The organism is Thalassobaculum salexigens DSM 19539, assembly GCF_000423805.1.
GTDB lineage: Bacteria > Pseudomonadota > Alphaproteobacteria > Thalassobaculales > Thalassobaculaceae > Thalassobaculum > Thalassobaculum litoreum.
The window spans coordinates 263,479-280,686 of sequence record NZ_KE384095.1; the positions used below are offsets into that span (position 1 = coordinate 263,479).

The 17,208-nt window shown below is 67.4% G+C and carries 16 protein-coding genes; 5 read left to right on the forward strand and 11 right to left on the reverse strand.

Annotation, left to right across the window (positions count from 1 at the left end):
• Positions 1-26 precede the first annotated feature (26 nt).
• Positions 27-719 carry an alpha/beta fold hydrolase gene (locus G578_RS0121605; RefSeq protein ID WP_038015655.1) on the reverse strand — a complete coding sequence of 231 codons (693 nt, stop codon included), beginning with the start codon at positions 717-719 and terminating at the stop codon, positions 27-29.
• A gap of 90 nt (positions 720-809) precedes the next feature.
• On the opposite strand from G578_RS0121605, the gene bfr reads away from it, so the two are divergent.
• Positions 810-1,301, forward strand: a complete 492-nt coding sequence (bfr, locus tag G578_RS0121610; protein ID WP_028795998.1) for a bacterioferritin — start codon at positions 810-812, stop codon at positions 1,299-1,301.
• 152 nt (positions 1,302-1,453) lie between these two features.
• On the opposite strand, the gene G578_RS0121615 is transcribed toward bfr, so the two are convergent.
• The 9 genes from G578_RS0121615 to mutM all read right to left on the reverse strand — a co-directional run bounded on the left by G578_RS0121615 (position 1,454) and on the right by mutM (position 12,011).
• A complete protein-coding gene (locus tag G578_RS0121615) occupies positions 1,454-1,858 on the reverse strand; it encodes a hypothetical protein (protein WP_139189362.1) in 405 nt (134 codons plus the stop codon).
• 273 nt (positions 1,859-2,131) lie between these two features.
• Positions 2,132-4,588 (reverse strand): DNA topoisomerase (ATP-hydrolyzing) subunit B, encoded by a 2,457-nt coding sequence (gene gyrB, locus G578_RS0121620; protein ID WP_028796000.1) that lies wholly within the window; start codon positions 4,586-4,588, stop codon positions 2,132-2,134.
• Between the two features lie 15 nt (positions 4,589-4,603).
• Positions 4,604-5,797, reverse strand: coding sequence for a DNA replication/repair protein RecF (recF, locus tag G578_RS0121625; RefSeq protein WP_084619108.1), 1,194 nt, complete (start codon positions 5,795-5,797; stop codon positions 4,604-4,606).
• A complete protein-coding gene (gene dnaN, locus G578_RS0121630) occupies positions 5,794-6,915 on the reverse strand; it encodes a DNA polymerase III subunit beta (RefSeq protein WP_028796002.1) in 1,122 nt (373 codons plus the stop codon). The genes recF and dnaN overlap by 4 nt, the downstream gene beginning before the upstream one ends.
• Positions 6,916-7,108: 193 nt before the next feature.
• Positions 7,109-8,512, reverse strand: coding sequence for a chromosomal replication initiator protein DnaA (dnaA, locus tag G578_RS0121635; protein WP_051245148.1), 1,404 nt, complete (start codon positions 8,510-8,512; stop codon positions 7,109-7,111).
• A 1,042-nt stretch (positions 8,513-9,554) separates the two neighbouring features.
• Positions 9,555-9,821: a 30S ribosomal protein S20 gene (gene rpsT, locus G578_RS0121645; protein WP_028796004.1), complete on the reverse strand. Its 267-nt coding sequence runs from the start codon at positions 9,819-9,821 to the stop codon at positions 9,555-9,557.
• Positions 9,822-9,951: 130 nt separating this feature from the next.
• Positions 9,952-10,728 carry an enoyl-CoA hydratase gene (locus G578_RS0121650; protein ID WP_028796005.1) on the reverse strand — a complete coding sequence of 259 codons (777 nt, stop codon included), beginning with the start codon at positions 10,726-10,728 and terminating at the stop codon, positions 9,952-9,954.
• A 55-nt stretch (positions 10,729-10,783) separates the two neighbouring features.
• The gene (locus G578_RS0121655; protein WP_028796006.1) at positions 10,784-11,164 is read right to left on the reverse strand and encodes a hypothetical protein; all 381 of its coding nucleotides are present in this window, start codon (positions 11,162-11,164) and stop codon (positions 10,784-10,786) included.
• Positions 11,165-11,180: 16 nt separating this feature from the next.
• On the reverse strand, positions 11,181-12,011 hold the full coding sequence (gene mutM, locus G578_RS0121660; RefSeq protein WP_028796007.1) for a bifunctional DNA-formamidopyrimidine glycosylase/DNA-(apurinic or apyrimidinic site) lyase: 831 nt from the start codon (positions 12,009-12,011) through the stop codon (positions 11,181-11,183).
• A 140-nt stretch (positions 12,012-12,151) separates the two neighbouring features.
• Here mutM and ubiE point away from each other — a divergent pair, with 140 nt between their 5' ends.
• From ubiE to G578_RS0121675, 3 genes are read left to right on the forward strand one after another with little or no spacing between them, the layout of a single operon-like run.
• Entirely contained in the window at positions 12,152-12,976 is an 825-nt protein-coding gene (ubiE, locus tag G578_RS0121665) for a bifunctional demethylmenaquinone methyltransferase/2-methoxy-6-polyprenyl-1,4-benzoquinol methylase UbiE (RefSeq protein WP_084619109.1), read from the forward strand.
• Between the two features lie 17 nt (positions 12,977-12,993).
• Positions 12,994-14,535: a 2-polyprenylphenol 6-hydroxylase gene (ubiB, locus tag G578_RS0121670; RefSeq protein WP_028796009.1), complete on the forward strand. Its 1,542-nt coding sequence runs from the start codon at positions 12,994-12,996 to the stop codon at positions 14,533-14,535.
• Positions 14,536-14,554: 19 nt separating this feature from the next.
• Positions 14,555-15,460, forward strand: a complete 906-nt coding sequence (locus tag G578_RS0121675; protein WP_028796010.1) for a DUF4743 domain-containing protein — start codon at positions 14,555-14,557, stop codon at positions 15,458-15,460.
• A gap of 168 nt (positions 15,461-15,628) precedes the next feature.
• Here G578_RS0121675 and gluQRS read toward each other — a convergent pair whose 3' ends face one another.
• Positions 15,629-16,483 carry a tRNA glutamyl-Q(34) synthetase GluQRS gene (gene gluQRS / locus G578_RS0121680; protein WP_028796011.1) on the reverse strand — a complete coding sequence of 285 codons (855 nt, stop codon included), beginning with the start codon at positions 16,481-16,483 and terminating at the stop codon, positions 15,629-15,631.
• A 52-nt stretch (positions 16,484-16,535) separates the two neighbouring features.
• Between gluQRS and G578_RS0121685 the strand changes: the two genes are divergently transcribed.
• A complete protein-coding gene (locus G578_RS0121685; RefSeq protein WP_028796012.1) occupies positions 16,536-17,204 on the forward strand; it encodes an alpha/beta hydrolase in 669 nt (222 codons plus the stop codon).
• The last annotated feature ends 4 nt before the right edge of the window (positions 17,205-17,208 follow it).

The window sequence follows — 17,208 nt, forward strand, 5'->3', positions numbered from 1 at the left end:
AACCTACCCGCCGGGCCGAGGCCTGCCTAGAGCCCGTTCAGAAACGCCATGATGCTGTCAGCCAACTGATCCGGCTTTTCCATCGGGATGATGTGACCGCAGTTCTCGAAGATTTCCAGGCGCGCGTTCGGGATGCCGGCGGCCAGCGCCTCCAGTTCGGCGAGCGGCCGAAGCAGGTCCTCGCGGGCGGCGACCACCAGCGTGGGCGCGGCGATGCGGGGCAGGTCGCCATGGCCGTCGACCCGTGTGGCCTGGAGCTGGCGCGCCATGACCTCGCCGCCGAGTTCGGCCCCCATCGCCCGCAACCGGGCCACCAGGGCCTCCCGGTCCGGATGATCCGGATGGATGCCGCGGGCCAGGGCCTTGCGCGACATGCCCTTGAAGCCGGTCTCGGCGAGCTGTGAGAGGATCGCCTCCTTGCGGCCATGCTCCGCGTCGGAGGTGGCGCGGGCCGAGGTGCCGATGAGGATCAGCGCGTCGACCCGCTCCGGCGCGCTCAGCGCGATCTCCCGGGCCACGAAGCCGCCCATGGAGAAGCCGAGCAGCGCGAAGCGATCGGGCGCGTCCCGGAGCACGCGCCGGGCCATGCCGGCGATGGACGTGTCGCTGTAGACATCCCCGTGCAGAAGCCGGAGCCGGTCGCCGAGGCTGTCGGCAAGATCGTCGAAAAGACCGGGCCCCAGCATGAAGCCGGGCAGGCAGACTGTATTGCGGATCATTCTCAATTACTTGAAATCATTACGTTTTTTCTTGCCGATTTGAACCGTTCTTGTACTCTGCGCGCAATGATCCGACCGACGGAGGGCGCCATGAAGGGCGACAAGACAGTCATCGAACACCTGAATCGCATCCTCAAGAACGAGTTGACGGCGATCAACCAGTACTTCCTGCACTCCCGAATCCTCGGCGACTGGGGTGTTTCGAAGCTTTCGAAGAAGGCCTATGAGGAATCCATCGAGGAGATGGAGCACGCCGACAAGCTGATTCAGCGCATCCTGTTCCTGGAAGGCCTGCCGAACCTGCAGGAGCTGAACAAGCTGCGCATCGGCGAGAGCGTCAAGGAGATCCTCGAGTGCGACCTGGCGGTCGAGCTCGACGCGGTGCCAGACCTGCGTGAGGCGATCGCCCATGCCGACTCGATCCGGGACTACGTCAGCCGCGATCTCTTCAACGAGATCCTCAACGACGAGGAAGAGCATGTCGACTACCTGGAGACCCAGCTCGACCTGATCGGCCGCATCGGCATCGAGCACTACACCCACCTGCAGAGCGAAGCCAACGCGATGACCGAAGGGTCCTGAGCCCGCCTGCTCTTTCTTCAATAGATTGCGAGCCTTTCCCGATCACGGGTGATCTGGAAAGGCTCTAGCGGTGCGTTGGCGCCGCTCGACAACTCTAGCGCCATGAGACGGTCACCCGCCTTGGGGCGGGTGACCGGATTGCGTCTCCGCCGTTAGGCTTGCGGCTCCAGGATCCACAAATATCTGGTATCGCGCTGCACCAGATCCTGGGCTTCCAGACTGTCGGTCTGACCTCGGGAATGGGGATCCAGGATCGACCGTCCCGACACGACCGAGGTAATCATGATCGCGTCGGGGTACTCGGCGGACACTTCACATTTCCAGTGCTGATCCGCCGGGCTCTTGAGAACCTCATCGTCCGTTCGATAGCCGCTGACGGCCGGACCGTTGCTGTAGATGACGGTACCGAGCCACGCCAGGCTCATGATCCGGAGATAGTCGCCCTCCTGAAGGAAATACCAGAGCTGATCGTTACTTATCGCGCCGCCTCCGTAGGCGCAAAGGCCGCCGCTCCTCGGAAACTCCGGTGTTTGAGCGATGACATTGTCGGTCGACATGTTCCTGAGCCTGTACGGCACAGCACTGATTGGCAGCATAACAAGTCCCCCATCTATCGGTTGATTAAGTAGCTGGTGATCGAAGGTATTTTCGACCTGACGAGTCTGTGTCCACCAAAGGGCAAAGTCCTGAAATTCACTCAACTAAAAGCCGAAATAATAACGAAATTGCGGGCTCGTATCGGCCGAATCTGATGGCACGCTGGGGGAGCCTGAACAAAGAAAGGGCCGCTTTGCAGCGGCCCTCATGTCCTCACGCGCTAGCGGAAGAGATCACACGTCCAGGTTGGCGACCTTGAGCGCGTTGGACTGGATGAACTCGCGGCGCGGTTCGACCACGTCGCCCATCAGGGTGCTGAACACCTCCTGGGCCTCGTCGGCATGGGCGATCTTCACCTGCAGCAGGGTGCGGCGGTCCGGATCCAGGGTGGTCTCCCAGAGCTGGTCCGGGTTCATCTCGCCGAGACCCTTGTAGCGGTTGATCGTCAGGCCCTTGCGGCCGATCTCGAAGATCGCCTCGATCAGCCCGACCGGCCCGTAGACCGTACGCTCGCTGCCGTCCTTCTGCACCAGGGTGGCCGGCTCGGCGAACAGTTCGCTCAGGTCGGCCGCCCGGTCGGCCAGCGCCCGCGCCTCGGCGGTGCGCATCAGTACGCCGTCGATGGTGTAGGTCTCGGTCACGCCGCGCAGGGTGCGGGCGACGACGATGGCCGGACCGGTCTCGGTCTGCTCCTCGTAGGAGGCGAACCAGCCGCGCTCATGCTCCTCCGACAGCACGTCGAGGCGCCGGGCGAAATCGGAGGCAGCGGCGGCCGCTTCCGCCGGCTCCGACAGCAGTCCCGGGCGCAGCAGGCCGGCGACGGCCGCCTGCTCGGTGACGACCGGGCCGCCGAGACGGCGGACCAGCGGCTCCAGAAGCTGGCGGGCCTGGCGGGCCAGCTCACCCTGATGGGCGAGATCGGCCGCCCCGATCTGCGCGCCGGAGGAGGTCCGCAGCACCGCGCCCTTGGTGCCCTCGTCGATCAGGAAGCGCTCGAGCGCCTTGTCGTCCTTCAGGTACGTCTCCTCATTGCCCCGCTTCACCCGGTAGAGCGGCGGCTGGGCGATATAGAGATAGCCGCGCTCCAGCAGCTCCGGCATCTGCCGGAAGAAGAACGTCAGCAGCAGGGTGCGGATGTGCGAGCCGTCCACGTCGGCGTCCGTCATGATGATGATCCGGTGATACCGGGTCTTCTCGATGTTGAACTCCTCCGGCCCGATGCCGGTGCCCAGGGCGGCGATCAGGGTGCCGATCTCGGCGCTCGACAGCATCTTGTCGAAGCGGGCGCGCTCGACGTTCAGGATCTTGCCGCGCAGGGGCAGGATCGCCTGGTTCTTGCGGTCGCGGCCCTGCTTGGCCGAGCCGCCGGCGCTGTCGCCCTCGACCAGGAACAGTTCGGCCTTGGAGGGATCGCGCTCCTGGCAGTCGGCGAGCTTGCCGGGCAGGTTGGCGATGTCCAGCGCGCCCTTGCGCCGGGTCAGCTCGCGCGCACGCCGGGCGGCGTCGCGGGCGGCGGCCGCCTCATAGGCCTTGGTGACGATCCGCTTGGCCTCGTTCGGATGCTCGTCGAACCACTGGTCCAGACGCTCGCCGACGATGTTCTCCACCACCGGCTTGACCTCGGAGGAGACCAGCTTGTCCTTGGTCTGGGAGGAGAATTTCGGGTCCGGCACCTTGACCGACAGCACGCAGGTCAGACCCTCGCGGGCGTCGTCGCCGGCCAGCGAGACCTTCTCCTTCTTCGCGATCCCGGTCTGGGCGGCGTAGTTGTTCACCTGACGGGTCAGCGCCGCACGGAAGCCGGCCAGATGGGTGCCGCCGTCGCGCTGCGGGATGTTGTTGGTAAAGCACAGCATCGTCTCGTGATAGGAGTCGGTCCACTCCATCGCGATCTCGACCGTGATGCCGTCCTTCTCGCCGATGGCGGAGATGGTCGGATGCAGCGCCGTGCGCGAGCGGTCCAGATACTCGGCGAAGGCCTTCAGCCCGCCCTCGTAGAACAGGTCGGTGGTCGTCGGGTCGCCGCTGCGCTCGTCGGTCAGCAGGATGCGGACGCCGGAGTTCAGGAAGGCCAGCTCCCGAAGCCGGTGCTCCAGGGTCGGGAAGTCGAAATCGACCATGGTGAAGGTGCCGGTGGACGGCTTGAACGTGACCTCGGTGCCGGTCTTGCCGTTGGAGGGCCCGACCTCGACGAGATCCGCCTCGGCGTCGCCGTGACGGAACCGCATGAAGTGTTCCTTGCCCTCGCGCCAGACCTTGAGTTCCAGCCATTCGGACAGGGCGTTCACCACCGAGACGCCGACCCCGTGCAGGCCGCCGGAGACCTTGTAGGAGTTCTGGTCGAACTTACCGCCGGCATGAAGCTGGGTCATGATGACCTGGGCCGCCGACACGCCTTCCTCGGAGTGGATCTGCACCGGAATGCCGCGCCCGTTGTCGCGCACGGTGACCGAGCCGTCGCCGTTCAGGATGACCTGTACCGCGTCGCAATAGCCGGCCAGCGCCTCGTCGATGGCGTTGTCCACCACCTCGTAGACCATGTGATGCAAGCCGGAGCCGTCATCGGTGTCGCCGATATACATGCCCGGTCGCTTGCGCACCGCATCGAGGCCGCGCAGGACCTTGATGGATTCCGCGCCGTATTCGTTGTCTTGACCGTTTTCGGTGCCGTTGGTGGCGTCGTCAGCCATGGGGGGAGACTCCGGTTAGGACACGACCTCAGCCGGCCGGACCTTGCCGTCGGCGACGTCGAACAAGCGCGCGCGATCGGCGATCGGCGCGAAGGTTGATAGATCGGTTCCGGTCAGCCAGGCCTGCCCACCGAGGTCGAAGACGGCCTCGAACAGGGCGGCGCGGCGCCGGTCGTCGAGATGGGCGGCGACCTCGTCCAGCAGCAGGATCGGCGCCGCATGCTCGTCGATCGCCTGCAGCCGGGCATGGGCGAGCACGATGCCGACCAGCAGCGCCTTCTGCTCGCCGGTGGAGCATTGGGCCGCCGGCATGGCCTTGCCCACATGGGTCACCGCCAGGTCGGAGCGGTGCGGCCCTTCCGCCTCCTGCGGGCCGAAACGGGCGGCCGCCAGGGTGGCGCGCAGCCGGTCCTCGACCTCCAGGGCCGGGGTGCCGACCAGCCAGCGGTCGATCTCGCCGTCCAGCGCCAGCTCGGCGGCCGGGAACGGGTCGCGGGTGGCGGCGCAGATCCGGTTCAGCCGGGCGATCAGCGCGGCCCGGGCGGCGGCGATGGCCACCCCGGTCTCGGCCAGGGTCTCCTCCAGCGCGGCGTACCAGGCGGCCTCGCGCCGGCCGTCCTTGATCAGCCGGTTGCGCTCGCGCCAGGCATGTTCATAGCCGTTCACCCGCCCCGCATGCTCGCCGTCGAAGGCATAGACTAGGCGGTCCAGGAACCGGCGGCGACCCGACGCCCCTTCGGTGAACAGCCGGTCCATCGCCGGGGTGAGCCAGGACACGGTCAGGTGGTCGCCTAGCGCCGACTGGCTGCGCGCCGGGGCGCCGTCGATGCGGACGATCCGCCGCTCGCCCTCGGCCGCCGCATCGCGGCCGGTGCCGACCCGCGCGTCGCCGAGCTTGCCGGTGATGGACGCCGAGACCGCCCAGGGCCCGGAATCGCCCACCCGATCGATCTCCGACAGCCTGGCCCGGCGCATGCCGCGGCCGGGGCTGAGAAAGGAGAGCGCTTCTAGCAGGTTGGTCTTGCCCGACCCGTTGGCGCCGGTCAGCACCGCCACCGGCCGGTCGATCTCCAGGGAGGTCGCCGCGTGGTTGCGGAACCGGGTGAGGCTGATCGAATTCACCGCCAGCCGCAGCGGTTCCCCGGCGGCGGAGGCGGCACCGCTATGTTCGCTGAGAATGGGACCCTCGACCGACACGCGCGCCGTCACACCCTCATCGGCATCAGGACGTAGAGCGCGCCGTCATCGGCCTCGTCCGTGACGATGGTCGGCGAGGCCGCGTCGGCCATCTGGAAGACGGCCTTGCCACCGTCGTCGACCTGGTCGGCGATGTCCAGCAGATAGCGGGAATTGAAGCCGATCTCCATGGCGGCGGCGCCGTATTCCACGTCCATCTCTTCCGTCGCCTGAGCATTGTCCGGGCTGTTGGCCGACAGGGTCAGGGTGCCGTTGTTCACGGCCAGCTTGACCGAGCGCGACTTCTCCGTGGAGATCGTCGCCACGCGGTCGACCGCCTTCTTGAAGGAGCGGCAATCGACCCGCATGATCTTGTCGTTGCCGGCCGGGATCACCCGCTCGTAATCCGGGAAGGTGCCGTCGATCAGCTTGGTGGTCATCACGGTGTCGGCGAAGGCGAAACGCAGCTTGTTCTCGCTCAGGCCGATCTGCACGTCGCCGTCGGTCTCGTCGATCAGCTTGCGGATCTCGGTCACCGCCTTGCGCGGCACGATCACCGACGGCATGCCCGACGCCCCTTCCGGCAGCGGCATCTGCACCCGCGCCAGCCGGTGACCGTCGGTGGCCACCGCCCGCAGCACGGCCATGCCGTTGGCCTGGGTCTCGTGCAGGTAGATGCCGTTGAGGTAGTAGCGCGTCTCCTCGGTGGAGATCGCGAAGCGGGTGCGGTCGATCAGCGTCTTCGCATCGGCCGCCGACAGCACGAAGTTGGTTGTCAGCTCGTCGCCGGACAGGGCCGGGAATTCCTCCACCGGCAGGGTCGGCAGCGAGAAGTTCGAGCGCCCGGCGCGGATCGCCATGCGGCCGCTGTCGCCGGCGACGGTCAGCTCGACCTCCGAGCCGTCCTGCAGCTTGCGGGCGATCTCGTAGAGGGTCAGGGCCGGCACCGTGGCCGAGCCCGGCTGGTCGACGGAACAGGCGACGCTCTCGACCACGTCCATGTCCATGTCGGTCGCCGTCAGGGACACCCGCCCTTCCTTCGCCTGCAACAGGACATTGGCCAGGATGGGAATGGTATTCCGGCGCTCGACGACGCTCTGAACATGGGCCAGCGGCTTCAGGAGGGCCGCCCGGTCAATGGTGATCTTCATGTGCTCGCTCGAACTGGATTGACGCCTGACGGACCGGCGTATCGCGAGTTTCGGCGCCACCCGATCCGGTGGAATCCGACCGCCCGCGACCCGGCGAATCGAAAGTCAGACTTTATAGCACGAAACGCTTGTGCACAGGGAGTTTTTCACCGTCCGGCGAGGCGGTTTCCGCCACCGCCGGACGGCAAGGGACTCACCCCTCCAGCATGCGCCGGAGCAGGTCCACATCGGCGTCGAAATGCCGGTCCGTGGACCGCAACTCGTCGACCTTCTTGACGGCGTGCATGACCGTCGTGTGGTCGCGGCCGCCGAACTTGCGGCCGATCTCCGGCAGGGAGCGCTGGGTGAGGTGCTTCGACAGGTACATGGCGATCTGCCGCGGTCGGGCGATCGCCCGGGCCCGGCGGGCCGAGTACATGTCGGAGATCCGCATGTTGTAGTGCGAGGCCACCTGACGCTGGATCTCCTCGATCGTCACCCGGCGGTCATTCGCCTTCAGCAGGTCGGACAGGACCTCCTGCACCATCTCCAGGGTGATCGCCCGACCGACCAGGGTCGAATGGGCCACCACCCGGTTCAGCGCCCCTTCCAGCTCGCGCACGTTGGAGCTGATCTTGTGCGACAGGAACTCCATGACCTTCGGCGGAATGTCCACGTCCACCCGCTCGACCTTGGACTGCAGGATGCCCAGCCGCAGCTCGTAGTCGGTCGGATGGATGTCGGCCACCAGGCCCCAGCCCAGGCGCGAGCGCAGCCGCTCCTCCAGCCCGTCCAGATTGGTCGGGCTCTTGTCGGCGGAGATCACCACCTGGCGGTTGTTGTCCACCAGGGCGTTGAAGGTGTGGAAGAACTCCTCCTGGGTGCTGTCCTTGCCGCTGATGAACTGCACGTCGTCTATCATCAGCACGTCGACGGAGCGGAACAGGTCCTTGAAGGCGACCGTGTCCCGGTACCGCAGGGCGCGGATGAACTGGTACATGAACTTCTCGGCCGAGAGGTACAGGACCCGCCGTTGAGGGTGGTTCCGGCGGATCTCCCAGGCGATGGCATGCATCAGGTGGGTCTTGCCGAGCCCGACCCCGCCATACAGGAACAGCGGGTTGAACGGCACGGTCTCGCTCTCCGCCACCCGGCGGGCGGCGGCGAAGGCCAGCTCGTTCGGCTTGCCGACGACGAAATTCTCGAAGGTGAACCGGGCGTCAAGAGACGCCGAGATGGCGTTCAGGTCGCTCGGCGGTTCCGCCGACACCAGCTCCGGCGTCGACAGCGGCTCGGCGACCGGCTCGTCGTCCTCGAACACGTCGGGGACGGCACGGGCGACCGCCTCCTGACGCGCTGCGGCGACCACCTCGACGGCGGCGATGGCCGGATCCTCGCCCTGCCACAGTCCCCGCAGGCGATCCCCGTACTGGGTGACCACCCGGTCCCGCTCGAACTTCGACGGGATGGCCAGATAGACCACCTGACCGTCGCGGCGCGCCAGCGTCAGCGACTTCAGCCAGCCGCGATACGCCGTCTCCCCGCATTCCGAACGCAGACGTGTTTTAACCCGCGCCCATTGGGCGGCTAGGCCGTCCCGATCCGCCAGTTCAGCCATGACGACCCTCCCTCGAAAGATCGCCCGCCGGCCGGTCGACGTTGGTCAGCGCGATGCTCCAATAGTTCCACTTTGACGATACATCCCCCGATTGGCTCCCCCAGCCGATCCGTGTCACCGTCCTTCCCTCGCATTCCTCTGAACCCCGACATGCGGCAGTTCAATTTGCCCAACCACTTGCGGAGGCATCCCTGTGACCTCCACACCGACATCATTCGATCGTCTACACACACTCGTTCCGCCGCGGCCGACGCCGCTTCGTTTAGCATTTAGCCAGTATTCGGAAAATCACCCCGAGAACTTGATCCGGGAAAATCCATTCGACCGAATGAAACCGCTCAGAGTAGTAGACGAATTACTCGACATGTTTATTCCCTATGCTTCGCAACTCGTCATCTGCGGTGAGATCGCTAAGGTACTAGGCAGACCATCGGCGCGCAACCGAGTCGAACACTCTATGACGATTTTTTTTCGAACCCTTGTGCAAGGTCAACACGATCACTTCAAAGAGTCATTGTGATTCAGCGGATTGAGGCGGTTTCCTCACCCCGGACTCAACGAATCGGGCCAACTACTTCACCGGTTAGAATCGTGTTGGGGATTCAGATTGCTAAGCATGGACTCCCAATTGTCACACAGAAAGAAGGTGCATACGATCGCGAACCAAAACAATCATGAGGCGCGGCCCAAAAACCCCTTCCGTGACCAAATGCGACGGCACCCGCATGACCGTCGCCGCGGTGAACAAGGACAATGTGATCCTGGGTGACGGGGACCAGGGCCTGGATGACGGGCCTGGCTGACCGGGGCGGCGACGACCTTGCCGCACGGGGTGCCCGCACGCGACCGGCGGCAGAGCTGCTCCTGATCCCGCCGACAGGCAGCGCCCCCTCGACTTCAGCAGGCTCCGCAGGATCCTCCGGACCCGATCAGACGGGCCGGGACGCGGGCGCAGGGGCGGTGCCGATACACAGCGGTGCCGGCACAAAAAAGCCGCCGATCCCGGCGGCTTCCTCGTCGTCGTCTCGGCACGGGCCTGAGATCAGGCGCCCAGCGCCTTGATGCGGGTGTTCAGGCGGGACAGCTTGCGCGCCACCGTGTTGCGGTGCAGGACGCCCTTGAGGACGCCGCGGTGCATCTCCGGCTGGGCGGCCTTGAAGGCCTCCATGGCAGCGGTCTGGTCGCCGGAGGCGATCGCCTTCTCGACGCGCTTGACGTGCGTACGGATGCGCGAGATGCGCGCGTGGTTGATTTCGTACCGCCGTGCGTTGCGCCGGATGCGCTTTTCAGCTGAAGCGTGATTGGCCATGTTCGTCTCTCAAAGTACGGCAGATCCGTGGAAGGCGCGCTTATAGCTGTCACCCCGGACGCCGTCAACAACGAGTCGCGTCGACCGGGGTGATTCTTTGGCGGAGAAGAGTCCCGCCGGAGTCCTGCGGTCAGCGATTCTTGAAGACCGGCTGGCGCTTCTCGACGAAGGCGGCCATGCCCTCCTTCTGGTCTTCGGTGGCGAACAGGGAGTGGAACAGCCGGCGCTCGAACCGCACGCCCTCGCTGAGCGTGGTCTCGTAGCTGCGGTTGACCGCCTCCTTGGCCATCATCACCGACGGCAGCGACAGATCGGCGATACGGCCGGCGACCTTCATCGCCTCGTCCAGCAGGTCGGCCGCCGGCACGATGCGGCTGACCAGGCCCGAACGCTCGGCCTCCTGAGCATCCATGTTGCGGCCGGTCAGCACCATGTCCATCGCCTTCGACTTGCCGACGAAGCGGGTCAGGCGCTGGGAGCCGCCGGCGCCCGGAATGACGCCGAGATTGATCTCCGGCTGGCCGAACTTGGCGCTGTCGGCGGCGATGATGAAGTCGCACATCATCGCCAGCTCGCAGCCGCCGCCGAGCGCGTAGCCGGCGACCGCCGCGATCACCGGCTTGCGCACCCGCAGGATCGTCTCCCAGCCGGAGGTGATGAAGTCCTCGACATACGCGTCGGCGAAGCCCTTGGACTGCATCTCCTTGATGTCGGCGCCGGCGGCGAAGGCCTTCTCGCTGCCGGTGACGACGATGCAGCCGATCTCGGCATTGGCATCGGCCGCCAGCAGCGCATCGCCCAGCTCCGCCATCAGCGGCGAGGACAGGGCGTTCAGCGCCTTCGGGCGGTTCAGGGTGATCAGCGCGACACTGCCGCGCGTCTCGGTCAGAATGTTCTCATAAGCCATAGCGGCCACTCCCGGGTCGCGCCGACCGCCCGAGCAGGGGCGGCGGCGGTTGTGATCATCGCGGCACGAGCTCGAAGCGGACCACCAGTCCGCCCCGCTCGGCCACCGCGTCGAAACTCAACTCCTCGCCCGCGCGCACCCAGCGATCGCCCTCCAGCCTGTCCCAGCCAAGCTGGGGCAGTGTGGCGTCGTAGAAGGCGCGGACATCCTCCATGGCAACCGTGCCTTCAGCGAAGGCGACGACGATGCGGCCGGCGAGCCCGTCGAACGCGACGCTCGCGGCCGGCACGCTCTGCAGTTCCGGCATCAGGGGCAGATCCTCGATGCCGTCCACGAACCGCCCGTCGGCCGATGCCGGCATACGGACAAGCAGCAGCACCGCGATCGCCAGGGCGGCGAGAGCGGTCGGTTTGACGCATCGGAACGGCAGGCTCATGGCGCCGGCTTCTACCTCAGCGTTGACAGCGGGGACAATAGAAAGTGGACCTCCCGGACTGCACCAGACGTTTCACCGTGCCGCCGCATTCCGGGGTCGGACATCCCTCCCCCTCGCGATCGTACACCCGAAAGGTGTGCTGGAAATACCCGAGTTCGCCCGACACCTGACGGTGATCGCGCAGGCTCGAGCCGCCGGCGGCGATCGCCTCGGTGAGCACGGTTTTGACCGCGTCGGCCAACCGCTCCGCTCGACCGCCCCAGACGTTCAGGGCCAGCCGCCGCGGCGCGATCCCGGCGCGATGCAGCGCCTCGCAGGCGTAGATGTTGCCGACCCCGGCCACCACCTTCTGGTCCAGCAGAGCGGCCTTTATCGGGGTGTATTTGCCGGCCAGCGCGGATTCCAGCGCCGGGCCGTTGAAGGCGTTGCCCAGCGGCTCCGGCCCGATGCCCTTGAGCAGCTTGTGCCGCTCAACCTCCTGGGTCGGCCAAAGGTCCATCATGCCGAAGCGGCGCGCGTCGTTGAACTTCACCCAGGTGCCGTCATCGGTGCGGAAGACCACGTGGTCATGGGTCTCCAGCGGCGGTTTCGGGCCGTCGGAGATCAGCATCCGGCCGGACATGCCGAGATGGATCATCCAGCTCGTCCCGTCGTCGAGATCGACCAGGATGTATTTCGCCCGGCGGCGCAGTCCGAGGATCCGGCGCCCGGTCAGACGCTCGGCCATGCGGTCGGGCAGAGGCCAGCGCAGGTCCGGCCGGCGCACCTCGACCTCGGCCAGCACGCGCCCGTCCATGCGGCTGGACAGCCCGCGCATCACGGTTTCGACTTCAGGCAGTTCAGGCATGATGGCGGACGGTATCCCGACGGCCGTGCCGCGCCAAGCGGCAGATTGGCCGGCACGGCAGACCGGTGCCCGGCCTTGATTCCGGGCGCGTAGAGGCCTAATCCACGTCAGACCGAAACCGGTGGGCGGGTGCAGACGCGATGGCTGCCGAGGGCAAGAACGCGAAATCAGCGCAGGCGACGGCGGCGGCGACGGCCGGCGACCCCTCCGCCGCCGATCCGAAGATCCGCGACGGGGTGACCGATTTCGGCTTCACCTCGGTGTCCGTGGAGGAGAAGAGCACCCGGGTCCGCGAGGTGTTCGACAGCGTGGCCTCCTCCTACGACCTGATGAACGATCTGATGAGCCTGGGCATCCACCGGGTGTGGAAACAGGCCTTCGCCGACTGGCTGGCGCCGCGCCCGGGACACCGGCTGCTCGACGTGGCCGGCGGCACCGGCGACATCGCCGCCCTGTGGCGTAAGCGCGGCGGCGGCCCGGTCACGGTCTGCGACATCAATGCCGAGATGATCGCCGTCGGCCGCGACCGCCTGGAGAAAGCCGGCGGTGACGACGCGGTGGACTGGGTGGTCGGCAATGCCGAGGATCTGCCGCTGGCCGACGGCTCGGTCGACCGGGTGACCATCGCCTTCGGCCTGCGCAACGTGACCCGCATCGACCGCGCATTGGGGGAGATGACGCGGGTGCTGCGTCCCGGCGGCCGGTTCATGTGCCTGGAATTCTCGCGGCCGACCCAGGGCTGGCTCGATCCGATCTACGACACATATTCCTTCAAGGTCCTGCCCTGGCTGGGCGACAAGGTGGCCAAGGATCGCGAGGCCTATCAGTATCTGGCGGAAAGCATCCGCCGCTTCCCCGACCAGCAGGATCTGGCCGAGCGCATGCGCCGGGTCGGACTGGAGCAGGTGAAGTGGCGCAACCTGTCGGCCGGGATCGCGGCGATCCATTCGGGCTGGCGCCTGTAGGCGATGATCCGGTCCCCATGATCCGTTCCCTGCGCAACCTGATCCGCCTGCTGCGGATCGCCTGGGTCCTGGCCCGGCACGGCGTGTTCGAGCCGCTGGAGACCGTGGCGGAGGCGCCGACCGTCTCGGGCCTCGCCCGTCTGGCCCGGCACCTGCGCAGCCCGTCGGTCACCGGCCGCTGGGGCCAGCGGCTGGCCTCCGCGCTCACCCAGCTCGGGCCCACCTTCATCAAGCTCGGCCAGTCCATGGCCACCCGCGCCGATCTCATCGGCGAGCAGGCGTCGGAGGACCTGACCCAGCTCCAGGACCGCCTGCCGCCCTTCGACGAGACCGTCGCGCGCCAGACCCTGGAATACGAACTCGAGGCGCCGGTGGCGGCGCTGTTCGCGGAGTTCGAGACCAGCCCGATCGCCGCCGCCTCCATCGCCCAGGTGCACCGCGCCATCACCACCGACGGCCGCCGGGTCGCGGTGAAGATCCTGCGCCCGGGCATCGAGGTGGCGGTCGCCCGCGACCTGGACCTGTTCTCCTGGATCGCCGAGACCCTGCAGCGCCACCTGCCCTGGTCCCACCGCTTCAAGCCGGTCGACACCGTCGAAGTGTTCCGCGAGACGGTCGAGATCGAGATGGACCTGCGCCTGGAGGCCGCCGCGGCGGTGGAACTGGCGGAGAACTTCATCGGCGACGACAGCTTCGCCGTGGCCGAGGTGGATTGGGACCGCACCACCCGCCGGGTCTTCACCAATGCCTGGATCGACGGCTTCCGCATCGACGACACCGAGGCGCTGGCCAAGGCCGGCCTCGACCCGACGGTGCTTCTGGCCCGCTCGGCGGCGGTGTTCTTCAACCAGGTGTTCCGCGACGGCTTCTTCCACGCCGACATGCATCCCGGCAACATGCTGGTGACCCCGGACGGCGTGCTGATGCCGGTGGATTTCGGCATCATGGGCCGACTCGACCTGGAGACCCGCTACTACCTCGCCGACACCCTGACCGGCTTCCTGCTCGGCAACTGGCGCTCTGTCGCCGAGGTGCATTTCCGCATGGGCATGGTGCCGGCCAACAAGTCGATCGACCTGTTCACCCAGGCGGTGCGCTCGATCGGCGAGCCGCTGATGGACAAGCCGCTGAACGAGGTCTCCGTCGCCAAGCTGCTGGGTCAGGTGCTGCGCATCGCCGAGACTTTCGCCATGGAGGCGCAGCCCCAGCTGCTGCTGCTGCACAAGACCATGGTGGTGTCCGAGGGCGTGGGTCGGCGGCTGAACCCGAACGTTAACATGTGGGAGATGGCGCGGCCGCTGATCGAGGACTGGATGCGCGAGAACCGCGGGCCGGAGGCGCGCCTCGCCCGGGCCGGTGCGGATATCCTGCGCGGCGTCGAGCGCCTGCCCTCGCTGATCCGCCACGCCGACATGGCGTTGAGCCATGTGGAGAAGGGCGGTCTGCGGCTGCATCCGGACACGGTGCGGCTCATGGCGCGGGAGCGGGCGCGGCGGGCTTATTGGCCGGTCGGCGTCGCCCTGGCGCTCGGCCTGCTCTTCGGCATGATGCTGTCCTGAACCCCGGCGTCCGAGTTCCATGGCCTTCCTCGACCATATTCGCTTCTGCAACGCCTACGACCTGAAGGATTTCGTGCCGTTCCGCGTGGGCCAGGCCCGGGTCGGCCTGATGCGCCGGGGCCTGTCGCTGGAGCTGCGCCGGTTCGGCGGCCTGTTCCACGTGTTCGAGGACCTGGTCCATCTCGACCCGCGCCTGACCACCTACGCAGACCGTACCAAGGCAGTGGACGAGGCCCTGGCGGCCCTGTCCGAGGACGGGCTGCTGCCCCGGCTGCGCGGCGAGAAATATCCGGTGATGGAGCGGCTCTCGGACGATCCGGTGTTCGAGATCGACCGGGCGGCAGCGACCGCCTTCGGCATCATCAACCGCGGCTTCCATCTGAACGGCGTGGTCGGCGAGGGCGACGCGGCGCGCATGTGGGTGGCGCGCCGGGCCTGGGACAAGAGCACCTATCCGGGCAGCCTCGACAACATCGTCGCCGGCGGCCATCCGGTCGGATACGGCCCGCAGGAGAACCTGATCAAGGAATGTGCCGAGGAGGCCGGCATCGCCGAGCCTCTCGCCCGCCAGGCGGTGGCGACGGGGATGGTCTCCTACACCATGGAGGTGGACGACGGCGGCCCGTCCAGCACCGGCGGCGAGATGGGCGGCGGCCTGCGGCGTCACGCCTTCTGGGTCTACGACCTGACCCTGCCGGAGGACTTCACCCCGCGGCCGGTGGATGGCGAGGTCGCCGAATTCATGCTGATGCCCTGGCGGGACGTGGCCTCGATCGTCGAGCGCGGCGTGGTCCAGGGGCCGGCGGGGTTCAAGTACAATTGCAACCTGGTGGTGATCGACTGGCTGCTCCGCACGGGCCGCATCGATCCGGACCACCGGGACTACCTGGAGCTCTGCACCGGCCTGCACGCGGTGTTTCCGTAGGGGACCGGGGGCCCGCTCCGCCTTATCCCCCCCTTCCTCACTCCCCGGACCTCTTCCGGGGCGATCCGAAGAGCAGGCGTGGAGGTTCATTCCAAATTACCCGGCGCCCGTCCAAGCTGGACGGATTACCCCGGAATACATCCCGGGAGTGCGTGAAGGTGCGGGGCCTTAAAAGCCCACCCGCGCCCGCACCTCCGCCGGACTCACCCCGCTCTCCCGCAGTGCCTTCAAGGTCAGCGACCGGTCGCGTTTGGCGAAGCGACGGCCGGTTGCCGGGTCCACCAGCAGCGGATGATGCGCATACTCCGGCACCGGCAGGTCCAGCAGCGCCTGGAGCAGGCGGTGGACATGGCTCGCCTGGAACAGGTCCTCGCCCCGTGTCACCAGCGTCACGCCCTGCAGCGCGTCGTCCACCGTCACCGCCAGGTGGTAGGACGTCGCCGCGTCCTTGCGCGCCAACACCACGTCGCCGAACACCTCCGGCCGGGCCGGCTGCTCGCCATGGGTCCGGTCACGCCAGCTCAGCGGCCCGGCCCGCCGAACCGCCTCGGCCATGCGCAGGCGCAGGGCACAGGGCTCGCCGGCCGCCTCGCGCCGGGCGCGTTCGTCTTCCGGCATCAGCGCGTCCGTGTCGGTCACCGCCGGACCGTCCGGTCCCATCATCGGCCGGTTGTGCGGCGCCGACAGGGCGTCGTCCAGCTCCTTGCGGGAGTGGAAGCACTTGTAGAGCAGCCCCATCGCGTCCAGCCGGTCCAGGGCGGCGCGGTAGTCGTCCATATGGTCCGACTGGCGGCGCACCGGCCGCTCCCAATCCAGCCCCAGCCAGGCCAGGTCCTCCAGGATCGCCGCCTCGAACTCCGGCCGGCAGCGGGTGACGTCGATATCCTCGATGCGGACCAGGAACCGGCCCCCGGCCGTCCGGTCTGTGAACTGACCGGCGAAGGACGCCGCCTGCAGCGCCGAATAGGCGTGGCCCAGATGCAGCAGGCCGGTCGGGCTCGGGGCAAAGCGGGTGGTGGTCATGACGGCTCGGTACCGCTAGGGTCTCGCCCGGTCAACTGAAGGAAAGACGGCCATGGCGGAGACTCAGGCAACAGAGCTGGACGGCCCCCGGTTCGGACCGGCGGCCGGCGGCGAGGCGGACGCCCTGGTGGTGATGCTGCACGGCCTGGGAGCGGACGGGAACGACCTGATCGGCATCGCCCCGGTCTGGGCGCGCGAGATGGGCTCGGTCGCCTTCGCCTCGCCCAACGCGCCCTATCCCTGCGACATGGCCCCGTTCGGCCGCCAGTGGTTCAGCCTGCGGAGCCGCGATCCGGCCGACATGCTGGCCGGCATCCGCGGCGCCGCGCCGATGCTCAACGCCTTTCTCGACGCCGAGCTGGCGCGTCTCGGCCTCGGCGCCGACAAGCTGGCGCTGGTCGGGTTCAGCCAGGGTACCATGATGTCGCTCTATACCGCCCTGCGCCGGCCGGCGCCGGTCGCCGGAATCGTCGGCTATTCCGGCGCGCTGATCGCCGGCGATCTGCCGGACGATCCGGTCACCGCCAAACCGCCGGTCCTGCTGGTCCACGGCACGGCGGACGAGGTCGTGCCCTTCGGCGCGATGGAGGCGGCCCAGACCGGGCTCACAGCCGCCGGAGTGGCCGTCGAATCGATCGCGCGGCCGGGTCTCGGCCATGGAATCGACGAGGTCGGGCTCGGGGCCGGGGCGGCGTTTCTGCGGAGAGTTCTTGGGGTTTGACCGA

Bases quoted from the DNA above. Each gene is read 5' to 3' on its own strand.
- G578_RS0121605 (WP_038015655.1), bottom strand. From the start codon at position 719: ATGATCCGCAATACAGTCTGCCTGCCCGGCTTCATGCTGGGGCCCGGT.
- bfr (WP_028795998.1), top strand. From the start codon at position 810: ATGAAGGGCGACAAGACAGTCATCGAACACCTGAATCGCATCCTCAAG.
- G578_RS0121615 (WP_139189362.1), bottom strand. From the start codon at position 1,858: ATGTCGACCGACAATGTCATCGCTCAAACACCGGAGTTTCCGAGGAGC.
- gyrB (WP_028796000.1), bottom strand. From the start codon at position 4,588: ATGGCTGACGACGCCACCAACGGCACCGAAAACGGTCAAGACAACGAA.
- dnaN (WP_028796002.1), bottom strand. From the start codon at position 6,915: ATGAAGATCACCATTGACCGGGCGGCCCTCCTGAAGCCGCTGGCCCAT.
- dnaA (WP_051245148.1), bottom strand. From the start codon at position 8,512: ATGGCTGAACTGGCGGATCGGGACGGCCTAGCCGCCCAATGGGCGCGG.
- rpsT (WP_028796004.1), bottom strand. From the start codon at position 9,821: ATGGCCAATCACGCTTCAGCTGAAAAGCGCATCCGGCGCAACGCACGG.
- G578_RS0121650 (WP_028796005.1), bottom strand. From the start codon at position 10,728: ATGGCTTATGAGAACATTCTGACCGAGACGCGCGGCAGTGTCGCGCTG.
- G578_RS0121655 (WP_028796006.1), bottom strand. From the start codon at position 11,164: ATGAGCCTGCCGTTCCGATGCGTCAAACCGACCGCTCTCGCCGCCCTG.
- mutM (WP_028796007.1), bottom strand. From the start codon at position 12,011: ATGCCTGAACTGCCTGAAGTCGAAACCGTGATGCGCGGGCTGTCCAGC.
- ubiE (WP_084619109.1), top strand. From the start codon at position 12,152: ATGGCTGCCGAGGGCAAGAACGCGAAATCAGCGCAGGCGACGGCGGCG.
- ubiB (WP_028796009.1), top strand. From the start codon at position 12,994: ATGATCCGTTCCCTGCGCAACCTGATCCGCCTGCTGCGGATCGCCTGG.
- G578_RS0121675 (WP_028796010.1), top strand. From the start codon at position 14,555: ATGGCCTTCCTCGACCATATTCGCTTCTGCAACGCCTACGACCTGAAG.
- gluQRS (WP_028796011.1), bottom strand. From the start codon at position 16,483: ATGACCACCACCCGCTTTGCCCCGAGCCCGACCGGCCTGCTGCATCTG.
- G578_RS0121685 (WP_028796012.1), top strand. From the start codon at position 16,536: ATGGCGGAGACTCAGGCAACAGAGCTGGACGGCCCCCGGTTCGGACCG.